15 protein-coding genes are annotated in these 17,658 nt (G+C 31.0%); 6 read left to right on the top strand and 9 right to left on the bottom strand.

Going from position 1 to position 17,658, the window contains the following annotated elements; translation table 11 throughout:
* Window positions 1-274 precede the first annotated feature (274 nt).
* Window positions 275-1,372: a glycosyltransferase gene (locus GXK57_RS21230; protein ID WP_160680029.1), complete on the bottom strand. Its 1,098-nt coding sequence runs from the start codon at window positions 1,370-1,372 to the stop codon at window positions 275-277.
* A gap of 590 nt (window positions 1,373-1,962) precedes the next feature.
* Window positions 1,963-2,241, bottom strand: coding sequence for a late competence development ComFB family protein (locus GXK57_RS21225; protein WP_160680028.1), 279 nt, complete (start codon window positions 2,239-2,241; stop codon window positions 1,963-1,965).
* A 283-nt stretch (window positions 2,242-2,524) separates the two neighbouring features.
* Here GXK57_RS21225 and fabV point away from each other — a divergent pair, with 283 nt between their 5' ends.
* Complete coding sequence (fabV, locus tag GXK57_RS21220; RefSeq protein ID WP_160680027.1) at window positions 2,525-3,715, top strand: enoyl-ACP reductase FabV; 1,191 nt, start codon at window positions 2,525-2,527, stop codon at window positions 3,713-3,715.
* Window positions 3,716-3,810: 95 nt separating this feature from the next.
* Here fabV and GXK57_RS21215 read toward each other — a convergent pair whose 3' ends face one another.
* The 5 genes from GXK57_RS21215 to GXK57_RS21200 form a co-directional block, all read right to left on the bottom strand.
* Window positions 3,811-5,163 (bottom strand): acyl-CoA reductase, encoded by a 1,353-nt coding sequence (locus tag GXK57_RS21215; protein WP_160680026.1) that lies wholly within the window; start codon window positions 5,161-5,163, stop codon window positions 3,811-3,813.
* The gene (locus tag GXK57_RS21210; RefSeq protein ID WP_160680025.1) at window positions 5,160-6,305 is read right to left on the bottom strand and encodes an acyl-protein synthetase; all 1,146 of its coding nucleotides are present in this window, start codon (window positions 6,303-6,305) and stop codon (window positions 5,160-5,162) included. The genes GXK57_RS21215 and GXK57_RS21210 overlap by 4 nt, the downstream gene beginning before the upstream one ends.
* A 611-nt stretch (window positions 6,306-6,916) precedes the next feature.
* The gene (locus GXK57_RS21205) at window positions 6,917-7,978 is read right to left on the bottom strand and encodes a WG repeat-containing protein (RefSeq protein ID WP_160680024.1); all 1,062 of its coding nucleotides are present in this window, start codon (window positions 7,976-7,978) and stop codon (window positions 6,917-6,919) included.
* Window positions 7,979-8,266: 288 nt separating this feature from the next.
* On the bottom strand, window positions 8,267-8,428 hold the full coding sequence (locus tag GXK57_RS26405; RefSeq protein WP_202127763.1) for a hypothetical protein: 162 nt from the start codon (window positions 8,426-8,428) through the stop codon (window positions 8,267-8,269).
* A gap of 327 nt (window positions 8,429-8,755) precedes the next feature.
* Entirely contained in the window at window positions 8,756-9,049 is a 294-nt protein-coding gene (locus GXK57_RS21200) for a hypothetical protein (protein ID WP_160680023.1), read from the bottom strand.
* Window positions 9,050-9,310: 261 nt separating this feature from the next.
* Between GXK57_RS21200 and GXK57_RS21195 the strand changes: the two genes are divergently transcribed.
* The 4 genes from GXK57_RS21195 (at window position 9,311) to GXK57_RS21180 (ending at window position 12,804) form a co-directional block, all read left to right on the top strand.
* The gene (locus GXK57_RS21195) at window positions 9,311-9,724 is read left to right on the top strand and encodes a HutP family protein (protein ID WP_160680022.1); all 414 of its coding nucleotides are present in this window, start codon (window positions 9,311-9,313) and stop codon (window positions 9,722-9,724) included.
* A gap of 422 nt (window positions 9,725-10,146) precedes the next feature.
* Complete coding sequence (locus GXK57_RS21190) at window positions 10,147-11,139, top strand: ABC transporter substrate-binding protein (protein WP_160680021.1); 993 nt, start codon at window positions 10,147-10,149, stop codon at window positions 11,137-11,139.
* Window positions 11,140-11,141: 2 nt separating this feature from the next.
* A complete protein-coding gene (locus GXK57_RS21185; RefSeq protein WP_160680020.1) occupies window positions 11,142-12,026 on the top strand; it encodes an ABC transporter permease in 885 nt (294 codons plus the stop codon).
* Window positions 12,010-12,804: an ATP-binding cassette domain-containing protein gene (locus GXK57_RS21180; RefSeq protein WP_160680019.1), complete on the top strand. Its 795-nt coding sequence runs from the start codon at window positions 12,010-12,012 to the stop codon at window positions 12,802-12,804. The genes GXK57_RS21185 and GXK57_RS21180 overlap by 17 nt, the downstream gene beginning before the upstream one ends.
* A gap of 330 nt (window positions 12,805-13,134) precedes the next feature.
* On the opposite strand, the gene GXK57_RS21175 is transcribed toward GXK57_RS21180, so the two are convergent.
* Window positions 13,135-14,283 (bottom strand): M50 family metallopeptidase, encoded by a 1,149-nt coding sequence (locus GXK57_RS21175; RefSeq protein WP_160680018.1) that lies wholly within the window; start codon window positions 14,281-14,283, stop codon window positions 13,135-13,137.
* Between the two features lie 452 nt (window positions 14,284-14,735).
* Window positions 14,736-16,067: a 6-phospho-beta-glucosidase gene (locus GXK57_RS21170; protein ID WP_160680017.1), complete on the bottom strand. Its 1,332-nt coding sequence runs from the start codon at window positions 16,065-16,067 to the stop codon at window positions 14,736-14,738.
* 159 nt (window positions 16,068-16,226) lie between these two features.
* On the opposite strand from GXK57_RS21170, the gene GXK57_RS21165 reads away from it, so the two are divergent.
* A complete protein-coding gene (locus tag GXK57_RS21165; protein WP_160680016.1) occupies window positions 16,227-17,573 on the top strand; it encodes a PLP-dependent aminotransferase family protein in 1,347 nt (448 codons plus the stop codon).
* Window positions 17,574-17,658 lie beyond the last annotated feature (85 nt).

Here is a 17,658-nt window from a genome sequence, read left to right as displayed (position 1 = left end):
ACCCCTTAAAAATATTAACTAAAAAGATTAACCACCCAATTAAATTTTAATAACTTAAAATTTAAAGTAGTAACTTCTAAAAGATATACACTTCACACATGAAGTTATTTGAAATCTCATCACTTCTATATATTATCGCGAATATACTTATAATGTAATAGAATTGTTCTGGTTACATAGTTAATTATTAGTATGTAATAAAATAACTTTTAAGTAATAAAGCGAGAATCATTAATGATATATTCATCAATGATTCTCGCTTTATTAAAATTATTTATATAGCTACTAATGAAGCTAACAAATCAACAGTACTATCTAAAGATGTGCCCTTAATTAAATTCTCTATGTTTAATCTCATCTCTTGTAATTTAGCTTGATTATAAAAAAGATCTTTTATAACGCCATCAAGTTCCTCTACGCTAGTTGACATAGCCACCTCTTCTGCAACCAAAAACCTAACATTTTCAGCTTCTTGCCCTGGAATATAATAAGGTACTACTATTGGAAGTTTTTTATTCAAGGCTTCGGTTATAGTAAGACCACCTGCCTTGGTAATTATTAAATCTGATACATCCATAAGCTCTGATACCTTCTGAGTAAAGCCTAATATTATTAGTTGCTTATCCAAAGGAACTCTTTCATAAACACTCTCTAAATGTTGCTTTAACTCCATATTATTCCCACAAACCACTATAATCCTAATCGGAATATCTAAATTCATTATTTTCATTAGAGCCTTTTTCATAGCCTTAACTCCCATACTTCCTCCCATTAAAAGTATGGTGAAAACCTCATCCTGTTTCAACGAGTTATTCACATTTAAGAAATCTCTCTTAATCGGTATGCCATAGGTATGTACCTTATCTTCATCTACTCCTTTTTCTATAAGACTATTCTTGGTATAATTGCTTCCTACTATATAACCATCCACTTTTGAATTAACATAAGCACTGTGTGCTTTATAGTCCGTTACTACAGATATAAATGGTATGCTTATTTTCCCTTCAATTTTTAAACTTGAAATAACGCTTACCAGTAGGGGGTGAGTCGATATTATTAAGCTAGGATTGTATTGACTTATTATCTGATAAGTTGCTTCCTTTATAGACCCACCAACTAACTTATTTATTCCAACGCTGGTTACCCTATGATCACTAACTCTATATAACATTCCAAACAAAGCCGGAGTTTTTGTAGCTAGGATTTCGTAACCTCCTGATACTACTTTATCCAGCATCCTAGCACTCTCTCTTATAGGCTCAATGCACTTAACATCATACCCCTTATTCACCAATTCATTCTTTAGTGAATCTGCAACAGAGTTATGCCCCTGACCAGTAGATGCAGTTATAATTAATATCTTTCCGTTCATAAATACCACTCCTTTTAATATTCAACTTAGAGTTGAATATATTAAAGTCAAACCATCTATATTAGCTATTATATTAAAATAACAAATCTTAAAATCCTCTTATTAATAAACCTTATGCTTTAAATTATCTTTAATAGTTCAAGCCGTACATCATCAGCAAGAACTTACTTATTACTATAACTGTATTAAATTAATAATTCCTTAATGAATTCTGAATAATTTCTTAAATAAGGTAAAAAACTTTATACTCATATAATAGCAAGTATTCCTTCATGTTCTACAATAATATAATTTATTTAACTATCTTAATAGAATTTAAACATACATCTAATTTTAAGTTAGTATTCTAATTATACACTTATTACAAACATCCTATATATCGATTTACATTATACTAATTTAACTTTATTTACATAACTTAAATTATAAATTTACTTATGCTTAATATCAATTAATTTTATACCATTCCCTAACCGAAACTTACGCGGTATCAAAACTCTCTATGCGGTCTTATATAGAAAATCACCTAAAATATAATTCACTAAAGAATAAAAAAACTACTACCTTTTAAGGTAGCAGTTTTCTTAATATTATACTTCTCCTGATATTTCATGAAGTGGATTTTGAGTTACTTTTTGAAATGCTTTAGTAAGTTCATAAATAACATCAATCTTCACTTGAGCTTTCATCTCATTCATTTTTAGATATAATCGTCCACTTTCTGTAACCGCATAAAGTGGGGGAAGATTATTAAGAGCAATAGCTTTAACATCGTTTATGCATTTACAGCAAGTGCAGGCCCCCTTATAGTCTTCTAAAACTAGAGGTAAGATGTCATCAACTATATCTTCCATACAATTTTTCAGCATTATATCCTCCTGCATCTATATTATACTAGTCTTATTTGTATTCTCGTACAATTTCTAACATTCTGTAGTACTAGCTTTTTTCTAGTTCCTTTTAAATTAATCAATATTGTTTAATCAAATATTATAGTTCTCAACTATAAAGTAATAAATATACTTTTTATTTAAGCATACATCTATATCACATATTTTGTAGAACAAATTACTTTGAATATCAAATTAATTTATGATAAACTTAACTAAAGATTAATATTTTTATAATAAAATATCGCGTAAGGAGTTAAGTATGATAATTAAACCTAAATTTAGAGATTATATATGTTTAACAGCTCATCCTGAAGGTTGTGCTATAAATGTTCGTGAGCAAGTGGAATTTATAAAAAATCAGAAACATATAAATAGTCCTAAAAACGTTCTCGTTATCGGATCATCTACTGGATACGGCTTAGCTTCAAGAATAGCTATGGCTTTTGGAGCAAGAGCTAATACAATAGGAGTTGCTTTTGAAAGACCTGCAACAAAATCTAGAACTGCAAGTGCAGGTTGGTATAACACAGCTGAGTTTGAGAGATTAGCCAAAGAAGAAGGTCTTTACTCAAAAACAATAAATGGAGATGCTTTCTCAAATGAAGTTAAAGAAAAAGTTGTCGAATTGATAAAAAGCGACTTAGGACAAATAGATCTTATAATTTATAGCATTGCTTCTCCAAGAAGAACAGACCCTAATACCGGTGAAACCTATCAATCATCCCTTAAGCCAATAGGAGAAGCCTATACTAACAAGGCTGTAAACTTCCACACTGATATAATCCAAGAGGTAACAATATCTCCAGCATCAGAAGAAGAAGTTGAAAGCACAAGAAAGGTAATGGGCGGAGAAGATTGGCAACTTTGGATTGAAGCTTTGTCAAATGCTAAAGTGTTATCGCCTAATGTTAAAACTGTGGCCTATACATATATAGGTTCCGAGCTTACTTATCCTATATATAGAAACGGAACAATAGGAGAAGCAAAGAAACATTTAGAACAAACTGCTAAAATATTAAATGACAAGCTAAAGCATATAAACGGAAAAGCCTATATATCCTCAAATAAAGCTTTAGTTACACAATCAAGTGCAGCAATACCTGTAGTACCACTTTATATAGCCTTGCTATTTAAACTTATGAAAGATAGAAATTTGGATGAGTCTTGTATCGAGCAGATCTATAGACTTATGAGTACAAAACTATATTCTGAAGCTCCTCTTGATGAAAGCCAAATAATTAGATTAGACGACTTAGAATTAAGAGAAGATATACAAAAAGAAGTAATTCTTCAATGGGATGAAATAAATTCTGATAACATAAGACAGTTAACCGATATAGAAGGATTCAGAAAAGAATTCTTTAAACTATTTGGCTTTGGCCATCAACAGGTAGATTATGATACAGATATTAATCCAGATGTTGACATACAAGGACTAGTTCAAATATAAGAATATCCAACTAATTTAAATGTATTAAAACTTATATACCATATAAATTCAGAAGCCCTATAGTTAGAGTTCTCCTACTATTGGGCTTCTTCGTATTAAAGCTGTCTGCTAACTATGAAGGTCATTTCATCGAGGTTATGAAGTCCATCATGTGATGTGCCTGGTTGATGAAGAGACATTTCACCAGGCTTCGTAACTATGCTTACTCCTAACAAAGTCATCTTTTCTATAAAAGCCTCATCATCCCCTAGATATCCCATAGTTTGCAAATAATCTTTCAGATTTTCTTCCACATAACTATATACTTGCCTTTTATCACTATATGGACATACAAATATGAATCTATAGAAACACCTATCAAGATCTACTTTATCTGGCATATCTTCATTTAGTAAGACAGTATAATCTGCATTTTCAGAGGAATATACCTTTATACCTTTATTTAGTCCATACTTTAAAGTACAAAATTGCCTATCTTGTATTGCTTTAACTGAATTCCAGGTATTTAGATATGATTTTGGGAACTCCTTACTTAGAGTATTAAGCGCTTCAGCTAAACTTTGAGAAAACTTTTCATAGTCTACATCCCTATTTATAAATACTATTCTTGGTGAAAGACAGGCTTTTTGTTCCCAGGCTATTATATCTCTTGCAACAAGGTTAGCATTATAATCAATGTCAGGTATACTTTCTATGACTTCAAAACTTATTTTTGCTCCATGCATAACTATATGAGTATCGTATCTTACACACAACTCTTTCATTATTCTGCCAGAATACTCTCCTCCCCAATGTATGACACAATCACTTTCTTTAACTATTTCTTCATATATATCTGATTTGCTGCTATCGAAGTATACTATTGATAGCCTTTCTTTTATACTTTCATCAATTTCACAAAGACTTTTATAAAATGCATTAGCAAAATATGGCTCATCTCCAGAAACCTTAATTAAGTTGCAATTCTTAGATAAAAGTCCCATAGATATACTTACTGGTATGACTACAAATGCATTACCCGATATATTATGAAAAGCCAAGCCTCTTGGTTGCCTATGTACGTAACCGTAGCTTGTTTCAACCCAATTATCTAATATATCTAAGTGTCCCAATTCTTCCTTTATAGTAGTATATATATTCTCCTTTAATAAAGCCTGCATACAACTTTCTAATTCGTAAGTCACAAGCTGAGGACTTTGATTTGTTAAGTTAGCTATTACTTCAATATGCCGCTTGCTGTAATCTCTATCAAGCCACAGTCTTGCACAACTGTCTAGTATTTTAACGGTTTCTTCTGAAGATATATCATGAACTTTTAATTTATTTCTTTTTAATCTATTGATTTCTCTTTGAATATCTTCTTTTTCTGATATTTGAAGATTAAGCTTCATATTATTGATTTGCTTTTCTAAGTAAACTTCACTTCCACATGAATATTCTATTTTCATACTATCTCTTTCTCCTTTACATCTAGTGTAGCCCCACAGCCTTTTGCTTCAGCGCCTTTTACTCTTCCTAATATTTTAATCGTCATTCCAGCTTGTCCACATTTAGGGCATTTATCCATAGATACAATTTCGCCTATATCATCAACTAAAACAGATGCACCTGCAAAGGTTGATGTTCCATAAGCATTTAAAATCTGTATTACTCCTTTATCCCCTACATTGGTTAGTGGCTTTAATGTTTTTATATCCCTGATTATAACTTTACCTGCATTCGGTACATGGAACAGATAGTCACCATGTTCCTTAGAATAATGTCCATGTATAGGAAGACTATTTTCAGTGAAAGAATAAGTATCTACAAAGCTCTCTTCTGGTATTCCAAGGAAACTTGATACTTCTTCAACAAATTGTCTTCTTGGAATTTGTGTACCAATGCTTATAGCACCCTTTTTACCATCCCAGCCTCCTCCTCCAGTGCTAACTATTACCCTTTTCCCTAACTCTACAGGTGGAATTATTTCTCTTAGTTGTTTTATAGTATTATATATAAGTAAAGTAGAACCTCTCACTGATAAGTGATGATTTTTTTTGTCGTGAAATTGAATATATCTTTTGAAAGCTTCTATATCTAGGTTAAACTCATCTTTTTCTTGCTTTAACAGAAATAATGCATCTCCTTTAAACTCAAAAAGATTTAAAATATTACCTATATACGATTCTGTAGGTTTCCCCAATATATATTCACTTTTAAATTTTCTCATTTCCAAAGGTTCTGGATAGAATACACAATCATAATCACAATTAGGATCAAGAATATCTGGATCTAACATAGCAACTCTTTTTAGTTGCTCTATATCCTTAAAAGATCTTCCTACAATGCTAGGATCTCCGCTTGTACTGCTAGAGACTGTCCACATATCGATTTGATTAGTAGATACTCTAAGCAAATTAGAAAACAAGTTAGATGATCTTTTAAATAATGTAGTTGTAAAGTATGGTACTTTCTCTAGATCACCTTCTTCATTTAGACTTATCCTAGGATCATATCCCTGACTGTCACATAAAAACTTATATGCTGGACACTGGAGATACTGTAAAATAATATTTTCTTTAAAATCATAAAAAAACTGGCTTTTACTCACAAAATTCCCTCCCTATTTTTTAACCTCTTTATTTTACTTCTACCAACTTATAAATCCTTAGTTATACTATTTTAATTCTTTTGTTAATTTACAAAATACTTAACATATAAAAACAGCCTTAAAAACTTTACATTCAGCAGTATTTTGTAACATTTCTCAGTACCAAGTCAATATATAAGTGATATCGAAACCCTCTTCAGTAACTTATAATCTTTTTCATTGTTATATAGAAAGTATACCCTTTTCCCATGTTTTTGTTAAATCCACTATTTCTCCGCTACGTTCACTATTATGTCATAATTATCCTTTTTTTCATCATTAATACCTTTTATCTAACTAATTCATAAAGTTGTGTTTATTTTCTTCATTTCTAATTAACCTTTTTAAAGTTATTATAGATATCTATACTCTCATAATCCTTATAGGTACAAATTTCCTGTTACACTTTGTGGATATTTACACTTGTTAGCTGTCCTAAGCCCTTAATATCATTAGGTTTAGCCATTCACAACCTTTACACCCTTATTAACAAAAAAAGGCCATGAATGAAGACATCGCCTTTAATTCATAGCCTTTCTATACCTATATACAGATTTATAATATTACTTACCTTATATAATAGATAATATTCTCTTATCCATTGAATACTTCTCTATATTAACCTTGTTTTTTGAATAAAAAATAACATTTCCCTCTTTATCTAAGTATCCATTTCTATCATCTAGTAAAAATTCACCCAAACCGTACTCCAAATCAAAGGCCATTTGCAATGCAGGTTTAACTTTGTATTGCCCCTTTAGATCTATATATCCACACTTGCTGTTAACTTGCACTACCGCTAACCCTTCATTATAGTAAGATGCGTTCTCAAATTTAAATTCAGAAGCTGGTTTTCCAGAAGTATTTATATATCCCCATACCTCTTCACCTTTTTTATTCAAGCCTACAGCACAACGACCTTCACTAAATCCTAAGGAATAGTCAAAAAGGAATTCAGTTATATACTCTCCCCTTTTATTTATTACTGCCATCTTTTGATTTTTCATAACTATAGCAAACCCTTCAGAAAAACTTTCTGCCATATCAAACTGAGAAGGTATAACTATATTTCCCTTTGTGTCCAAATATCCATATTTACCATCATTTTCGTATACAGCTAAACCTTCACTAAACAATCCACAACGTTGGAAAGTAGGCTTTATTACAATACTTCCCTCAGTGTTAATATAGCCCATTTTATTGTTATAACATATTACTGCTAACCCCTCACTAAAACTACTACCTTCTTCATATTGTAGAGGAATCCTTATACTTCCTTTTGTATCAATATAACCTTTCTTTCCATTCTTCTCAACCAGTGCTAATCCATCTGAAAAATTCATAGCACCATCGTAATACGGGTCAACAATGATATTTAAATTCTTATCCATAAATCCATAGAGACCGTCACTTTCTATTATGGACATTCCACCATAAAACTCAAAGGCTCTGAATTCTGTGAAGGTTTTAGATATCTTTCCATCATAACTTATAAATCCATAACCATCTTCTCTGTAGAATGGTATAAGACCTTCTGAAGCAGGCAAGAGTCCTAGAAATTGAGGTTCTACTACAACTTGACCTTTTTCGTTTATAAAACCATATAACTCATCATCTAAAAACTTATAAATCATAGTGTCCTCCAAACTACTTAAACATTACAATACTGATATATGATTTATATTTAAAATGATGAACCATAACCACTAAAAAATAATAATTATTCCATTAAAATGTCATAGAGGATATTAACTCATATCTTAATAACAAGTAAAATACTAATTTATAACAAAAATAAAAGAAACATACTTAGTTTTTTGAATTTAAACCTTGTATGTTTCCTGTAAATATTAAAATACAATTTTATGACTCAATCAAATCGAAAGAACATTTAAATCTTATAGTAACTTATATATATTAATTTATTCAACCGCATCAGAAGTTTCTTTTTCCCTTTTTATATCTTTTTCAATATCTTTTATAAATTCATCGATATCATCTGTTTTTTTTCCAGCTAATATTAAATTTCTCTTCTGTAGCTTTAAGTTAACTAATTGTTCTTCCAATTCCTTTAGTTTTGTCATCGTCCAAACACTCCCCATCTTAAACTCTCATATTTTTCATAACTTTTTCACTACTACCTATACAAGATACGTTCAACTATTTTATTATAAATTTATATAATATTATTTTTTAACTATTCTCATAATTTAATTATATAATAAAATCAATGCAAGTACATAATAAATTTATTAACAATTTTTAACATTTATCACTAAATTTCGATGTACCTTAATACACTGCTAACCCAAATAATTAATGTATATTTATACATTAATTATTGTAATATAAGTAACTACTAAAAATGAATTCATCATATTTTATGTTATTCACAAAAAAACGTTACTTTTTTAATTTGCTTTTACAGCCTTCACCCTAAGCATCCTTCTAGTGAAGCTCCTCACCATGAAATCTGATATTATCGCGGCAAATATAGGAATAACTATAGATAATACTCCAAAATTAATAGCAAAGCTTTCTCTTTTCTTTTCATACTGAAAGACCATATACCAGTCTTGTCCCAAAGATACTTGTGTAAGTCCTTTAGCATTATAATCAAAACCGAAGATAATTACTATTACTATAAATAAAGCAAATATAATTATTGCGTATTTCAAAATTCTTAATAAATAATATTTCAGCATTTCATGTTCCTCCACATATATATTCTTCCTATGTATACCTATGAATCTTATATGTCTTTAATTACATCCAATATAAATTTTTAATAATATATGGATTTACATTAACATATAGAGCTAAATAAGGATATCAACGCTAATAAATATAATAATTAAAACTTATTATCTATCAGTTGAATTTAATTCTTTATAATGCAATAATCTATATATTACTTGGTATTACCTTTTTCACATATAAAAAATATAATTCTTGGAGTTGATATTATGAATTTTGATAGTAATTATATAGCTAAGGCATCCATACAGATGGCTATATCCAGTAGAGAAAGCGAGTCACAACTTATAAATGACTTTAATGATAAAGGAATAAAAGCTGTTGCCGTAGATGTAGGCGGCAACCTTATATCATCAATACCAAAGATTATTGAAAGGGCCTTAGTAGCCTCCAAGCGAAGCGGTCTAATAAGAGACTGTCATGTTCATGATGGAGCTGTGGCTGGTGCAACGAGAGAAGCACTTATGCAAGTAGCCGCTAAAGCTAATGGTTTAAATGTAGGAGGAAAAATAGGTATAGCACGACAAGGTGAACATATAAGTGTATGCATATTTATGAGTATAGGGCTGTTGCATTTGAACGAAGTTGTTATAGGTCTTGGACACCGATCTATACCAGAATAAAAATTGTTAATAGTATATTCATTTAAAAAGACATATTGACAACCTCTATCAGCTAGTATAAAATCTGTTTTAAGCCAATAGTAGAAGTTTTGTAGTTTAAGATTAGAATAATTAGTCTTATAGTAGATTTTTTGGCTTCAGTTAAATTGTAGAATCGTAGTATTGTAGGATTTGTAGGAGATATAGAAATTTTAAGCCTTTATAGGTTTTATTTGTTATGCTTAAACCTCTCCTAATTACTTTTAGTGAGAGTTTTTTTATTCTTCAAGATTATATTTTAGCAAAGTAATATAATTAAAATATTAACTTATAAAAAATATACTTAAAAAGAATATTGCTTCACATACTCTCATTTCTTATTCTTTAAATCTACGATTCAATCCATGTTTAACTAAACAATTATAAATTTGGAGGATGGTAGTATGGTAGCACAAAGAAAAAAATTCATTTCATTAATTTCCTTAGGTATTACAGCATTTCTTTTAGTGGGGTGTGCCCCAGCTTCAAAAGGATCAACAAAATTAAAAAATATTGGAATAACCCAAATAGTAGAACATCCAGCCTTAGACTCAGCTAGAAAAGGTTTCATAGATGCTCTTTCAGAGAATGGCCTTAAAGATAAAGAAAATATAACCATAGACTTTCAAAATGCTCAGGGGGACTTGGCTACAGCTCAAAGTATTGGTCAGAAATTTGCTTCTGACAAAAAAGATCTAATCTTTGCTATATCAACTCCTAGTGCTCAAGCAGCTTTTAATTCAACTAAAGATATCCCAATACTGATAACTGCGGTTACAGATCCACAAAAAGCCGAATTAGTAAAATCAAAAGATAAACCAGATACAAATGTTACTGGCACTAGTGATTATGTTCCTATAGACACTCAGTTCGAATTAATAAGACAATTAATTCCTTCTGCTAAAACAGTAGGATTTATATACAACACAAGTGAAGCAAATTCACAAAACCAACTAGATGAAGCTAAAGCTGTGGCTAAGAGCTTTAATCTTGATATAAAACCGGTAGGAGTAACAAGTACCAATGATATTCCATCTGCTCTTGATAATATACTAACTAAAGTAGATGTATTATATACTCCTACTGACAACCTAATTGCTTCTTCTATGCCAATAATATCAAAAAAATCTTTAGAACATAAGATACCAGTTATAGGAGCAGAAAAAGCTCATGTAGATGCTGGTGCTCTTGCAACTAAAGGAATAGACTACTACAAGCTTGGTCATGAAACTGGCCTTATGGCTGTGAAAGTAATAAATGGTCAATCTCCAAAAACTATGGCAGTAAAAACCTTAGACAATCTTGATATAGTGGTTAATTCTGATACTGCTAAAGCCTTAGGAATAGTTATACCTGATAATCTTAAGAACAAGATTAAGACCATAGGAGGTAATTAACAATGTTGTTAAGTATCTTAGAGCAAGGTCTTATATTTTCTATAATGGCTCAAGGAGTTTATATAACTTATAGAATATTAGACTTTCCTGATATGTCAGTAGACGGAACCTTCGTTTTAGGAGCAGCCATAGCTTCTCTTCTCATATCAAAGGGTGCAAATCCTTACCTTGCTACCTTAATTGCTATCTTAGGAGGAATGATTGGTGGAAGTTTAACTGCATTGCTGCATATAAAATTTAATATTTCAAACATACTTTCAGGAATATTAGTTATGCTTGGTATATATTCAATCAACTTAAGAATAATGGGCAAACCTAATATACCTCTATTTAACAAGACTACAATATTTACCGAAAACTTCCCTAAGATAATAGTTATATTAAGCATAGCATTAGCAGTAAAGGTACTATTTGATAGGTTTGTTAAAACCAAGCTTGGTTATCTCCTAAAGGCAACAGGAGATAACCATAAGTTAGTAACCTCTCTTGGTTTTAATATTTCAATAACAAAACTTATTGGTCTTATGTTGTCAAATGGTTTTGTTGCACTATCAGGAGCAATGATGTCGCAATATCAAGGTTTTTCAGATATAACAATGGGTACTGGAACAATCGTTATGGGACTTGCATCTATTATAATAGGTGAATCAATCTTTAAGACATTCTCACTCTTCAGCCCTACAACTTTAGTTATACTTGGCGCTATATTATACAAAGCAGTAATTGCTTTAGTCCTTACTTTAGGGTTACCTCCAACTGATCTAAAGCTTATAACTTCAGTTATAGTAGTAATTATACTAGCTGCCTATAGCTCTAAAAACAAATTATTATTTAAAGGTTTTAGACTAAAAGAGAAAAGGAGGGCTTCAGTTGCTTCAAGTAAATAACTTAACAAAAATATTTAACAGTGGTACAGATAATGAAAGTATATTATTCAAAAATCTTTCATTATCCATAAATGATGGAGATTTCATTACTGTCATAGGAAGTAATGGAGCTGGTAAATCAACTCTACTAAATATAATCTCAGGTGGTTCAGCTTTAGATAGTGGAAATATAGTTTTAAACAGAAAGGACATTTCTACCCTACCAGAGTATAAGAGGACACGTTTTATCGGAAGAGTTTTTCAAGATCCTTCTAGTGGAGTAGCTCCATCAATGACAGTACTAGAGAATCTTGCTATGGCAAACAATAAGAATAAAACATTTACTTTATCCTCTGCAATAAAAAAGAAGGATAGAGCTGTGTTTAGAGAACTATTAATACACTACTCACTTGGATTGGAAGATAAACTAGATGTAAAGGTCGGAATGTTGTCAGGAGGTCAAAGACAAGCTCTCTCTCTAGTAATGGCTACTCTCTCTAATCCAGAATTACTTCTTTTAGATGAGCATACTGCAGCTTTAGATCCTTCTATGTCAGAAAAGGTAATGAATATAACCAGTAGCATAGTTACAGAAAACAATACTACTACTTTAATGGTGACTCATGACTTAAAACAAGCCATTAGCTTTGGCAATAGAATAATAATGCTTCATAGAGGTGAGATAATTTTAGACATGTCAGGAGCTGATAAAAAACAGCTAACAATAGAGACTCTCCTAGAACACTTCAAGAAGCTATCTAGTTCAAGCTTACTTAGTGATAGAACTTTACTTTCATGATTATTTTCAACTTCATTTCATGAAACTTGACTTATTCTTTTGCTAACATTAGAATTTAAGGCTTATCCATAGCTTTTTCTTTGATACAAAGTTATAAATATAAAAAACTCACTGAGATAAACTTACATGCTTACTTTATAGTAGACAGTTAAAATAGTGAAACTGTTTATATAAAGTAGCTTGCAAAACTTCTTCAGTGAGTTATTTTCCCATCTGCCTTCCTAAATGAATATTAAAATAATCTAGCAGGCGAGCAACCTTTACCTATTAAATCTTAATTTTCTAAGAACATAGTAGTAAATTCTTACAGAGTGTATGTTTCATTAGAAGTTAGGATTTCATATTTTTCTTAGCTATTGCCATCATATTATTAATCTGATCTTCTTCAAATATAGCCTCTCCTCTTACTGGATAACTATCCTTAACACCCAAACCTTTTTTTCCTAACTCTATAGCTTCTTTATAATCATTTTTCATATAAAGCTCATAACCCATCTTTACACGGTATCCGGATATAGTATTAAATTCTAAAAGACTTTCCTTAACCTTTTTGAATATGTCTTCTGCCTTATCCTTGTCTGTTTCTATAGTGCAATAAGCATATAAAACGTTATAAAGCATCTCTGCTCTGTAATACTCTGGATATACTTCTATGTTGTTTTCAATTGATCTAATTGCATCCATAGCTTTCACCTTATCCCCTAAGTCTAGGAAGTGGTAGAATCTATAATAGTTCATAACTATTCCTGAAACATCGTTATCCTGTAGGTATCCATTATTCTGAAAAAAGCTTGAATCAACATCTTTAGGTCTTATACCAGCGGCCAGTTGATTGCTTACCAAAACAGTGGCTAACTGAGCCATGTCATCTGGAGACTTTGTCATAACACTTAGAGCTAACAAGCCATCAGTCTTAAATCCCTTATTTGAAAAAGGTATTATATTGTATATAACTACAAATGCACCCATGCCCCATCCAAGAATGAAAAATACGCTTACAAAGAAATTATCGTGCTTAGGTGCTATGTAAACTGATCCTAAAAAGAATACTATAGATAAAATTATGTTTAAAGTAATCCCACCTAGAGAGTATACTGCAAGCTTTGGATATATATTGTTAGTATTAACTGGAAGCATAGAACATCTGCTACCATACCCAAGGCTCTTATCTTTTCCATGCTTGATTTTATCACCCTCTCGATACCACCCAAAAGGTCCAATCTTATAGCTAAAAAGCTTAAACTTCACTAAATATCCTGCTATAAGATGTCCGAACTCATGAAGTGCAAGGTGTATGTAAAACACTATGAAGAACAATACTATAACCGCTATCCAATGATAAGGTTTAATATTATCTGCTGGTAGATTTAATACGCTTATGCTTTTTCTTTTTACAAATATATAAGCTAGAATTACACCTACCGCAGAACCTAAAATAAAATTGATTGCTGAATCCAATGCAGACTTTTTATTTGCCATGAACATTCTCCTATAATAACTATTTTTTTATCCTTTATCATTATACCTTTTATTTTTATTTTGCAATATATAAAAAGTAGATATTGTGTTTTCAGCCCAATATCTAAAATAAAGCTCTATTATCAGATATGAGGCAAAGCTGTCAGTTGGATAAGCTTTCTTTTCAATCTATGTTATTAACGTATATGTCAAAGGTCTATTTTAAGCTTTAAACTTGTCTACGTTCAATAATATTATTGAAATTAAGTAGTTATGAAGGAGAAGATATATAAGCAATCTATTAGAATTAAATGATCTTTTGCGCAGACCTAGGATGATTTATCACTTAATTTCAACACACTACTTTAACAGAACATAAAACTTACATTTCTTAAAAAATTACTTATCATAGTAAAAAGGCTTCTAGAAGTCTAATTTTTAAGCTTCTAAAAACCTTTATATTAAATCAAAACCTATTTGCCTTCCAAGTATGCATTAAAGTTTGGAAGGTACTTTTTATGTGCTTCCAATAGTTCATCAAGCAATATCTTTCCTATTGTTTGTGATGGTACTAATGGATTTATAGTCATAGCCACTAATGCAGTATTATAATCGCCAGTTAAAGCTGCTTCTATGGTTGTCCTTTCAAAAGATTTAATCTGTTGAATTAATCCATTTACTGCTACAGGAAGTTCTCCTACTGTTATAGTCTTAGGTCCATCTTTAGTTATAACACAGCTGATCTCAACTGCTGACTCTGCTGGAATTCCAGTTATTGCACCATTATTCCTAGTATTTACTGGTTGAATATCACCTCTGTCATTATATATGGAACTTATTAGTCTACATGCTGCATCGCTATAATAAGCTCCACCTCTCTTTTCTAATTGAGGCGGCTTTATATCAAGATTAGGATCTTTATATAATTCAAAAAGATCTTTTTCTAATCGCTTTACAACCTCTGCTCTAGTCTCTCCTTTTGAGAACTCTGCAAGTTCTTTTTCAAGCATTTCTTTTCCTAGGAAATAATATCTATGATATCCACATGGTATAATTCCAAGTCCCTTAACAAATTCTGAAACCCACTCAACATCTTGTATGTTTTTAGGACTGCCATTAAATAGGCCTTTCGCCATTCTATCTACAACTGTATTTGTAACATTTTCCCCCTCTACATAGACATTAAGACCAAACACCATATGGTTTAATCCTGCAAAATCTATCCTAACTTTACTATGATCAACTCCAAAATCCTTTGCTACAGCCATTTCCATTCCTATTGGAACATTGCATAGCCCAACTACCTTTTTATTTTTTCTTCCATATCTTAAAACAGCCTCAGTAACCATTCCCGATGGATTAGCAAAATTAATGAGCCAAGCATCTGGACATAGCTCCTCAATATCCTTATCTATATCTAATATCACCGGAACAGTTCTTAACCCTTTAAACATTCCGCCTGCACCGTTTGTTTCTTGTCCCATACACCCATGACTAAGTGGAATTCTTTCATCCTTTATTCTTGCGTCAAGTAAGCCTACTCTTATTTGAGTAGTTACAAAGTCTGCTCCTGGCAATGCTTCTCTTCTGTCTAAAGTTGTGTGTATCTCAATAGGTACACCAGCCTTTTCTACCATTCTTCTAGCTAAGCTACTTACTATATCAAGTTTTTCTTTTCCTTCTTCAATATCAACTAACCATAATTCTCTTACAGGTAATTCCTCATACCTTTTTATAAAACCTTCTACAAGTTCTGGTGTATAGCTTGACCCTCCACCTATAGTAACAATTTTAATACCACTCATTAAACTCACTCCTTTTATATTCATAATTCATGATTTTGTAGGAAGTCACACTTTTCTGCCTATGCCTAAAACTGTCCTTAAATATATAATATTGCTCTATAAAAACCTTTTCAATGGTGATAAAATTAAACTGTATTAATACAGATAGGGGGATGTTCTATGGATAATGTTTATAAAAAGATAGTTTCTGATATAGAGACTGATATAAGTAATGGTATGTACAAGTCAGGTCAGAGAATGCCTTCAATAAGAAAGCTTTCTCAAAGATATAACTGCTCTCAAAATACTGTAGTTAAAGCCTTTAATATACTAAGATACAACCATATAATTTATTCTATTCCTCAGAGTGGGTACTACGTAGTAGAAAAAAGTATAAAAAATGATATGCCTAATTCCTCTATAATACACTTTGATACAGGTAACCCAACCATAGGTACAATGAATACTCCTGATTTAAAACACTGTTTGGATAGAGCTGTTGATATATATAAAAATAATTCCTTAAACAACACTATGTATGGCGTAGCCTCTTTAAGGAAATTATTAGCGAAGTATCTTTCGGATTTTCAAATATTTGTTGATATGAAAAACATATTTGTAACTTTAGGAGTTCAACAAACCCTGAGCATCTTAACCTTTATGCCCTTTCCTAATAATAAGTCAAAGATTCTTATTGAAGAACCAACTTATCGTCATTATATTGACTTTTTAAAATATTCTAAGGTAGATGTTCTAACAATAGAAAGAACAGATAGTGGCATTAACTTAAAGCAACTTGAAAAACTTTTTAAGACAGGAGATATTAAGTTCTTTTATACAATCCCTAGAAACCATAGCCCTTTAGGCACTTCTCTCAATAAGCTTCAGAGAAAGGCCATCGCTTCACTAGCTGAAAAATATGATGTTTATATTGTGGAAGATGACTACTTCGGTGATATATCAAGTGACCCAAAGTATGATCCTATATTCTCATATTCAGACCATGCCCATAGCATTTATCTGAAGAGTTTTTCAAAAATAATGCCTTGGATGAGAGTAGGCCTTATAGTTGTTCCCACTAACTTACTAGAAATATTTCAAGAACATATACAACTATCTTATTACTCTTCATACTTCTCTGCTTCTCTTATATCTCAAGCTACCTTAGAGATATATATAAGAAGTAATATTCTTAAAAAGCATACTACTGAAATATCAAAGGAGTTGTCTGAAAAGCATCTTATACTAAAAAAGCACTTTAAGTTGCTAAAACAATATGGAGTCGAAACAATAGGTGGCAATTATGGTTTCTATTCTTATCTAAAGCTTCCAGAGTGGATTAATGAAGATATATTAAGAGCAAAGTTAGAAGACAAATCGGTTTTAGTAAAGTCAGGGAAAATATTTTACTACAACCAAGATCAATATAAAAAAGGTATCCGAATCAGCATAGCTGGAGTTAATAAGGAAACCCTTGAAAAAGGTCTCAGTATAATGGCTTCCATACTTGAACAACTTAAAAAGTAGAAACATTCTAAATTGCTAAAGTAATTAGAATAAAAAATCCATAAATTTGTATAACCTAAAAAGGACTAAAGCTTAAGTTTAGCTT

Source organism: Clostridium sp. C8-1-8 (assembly GCF_009928445.1).
GTDB lineage: Bacteria > Bacillota > Clostridia > Clostridiales > Clostridiaceae > Clostridium_AR.
The sequence above is the reverse complement of the archived record's forward strand: the minus strand, read 5'-3'. Positions and strand labels throughout refer to the sequence as shown.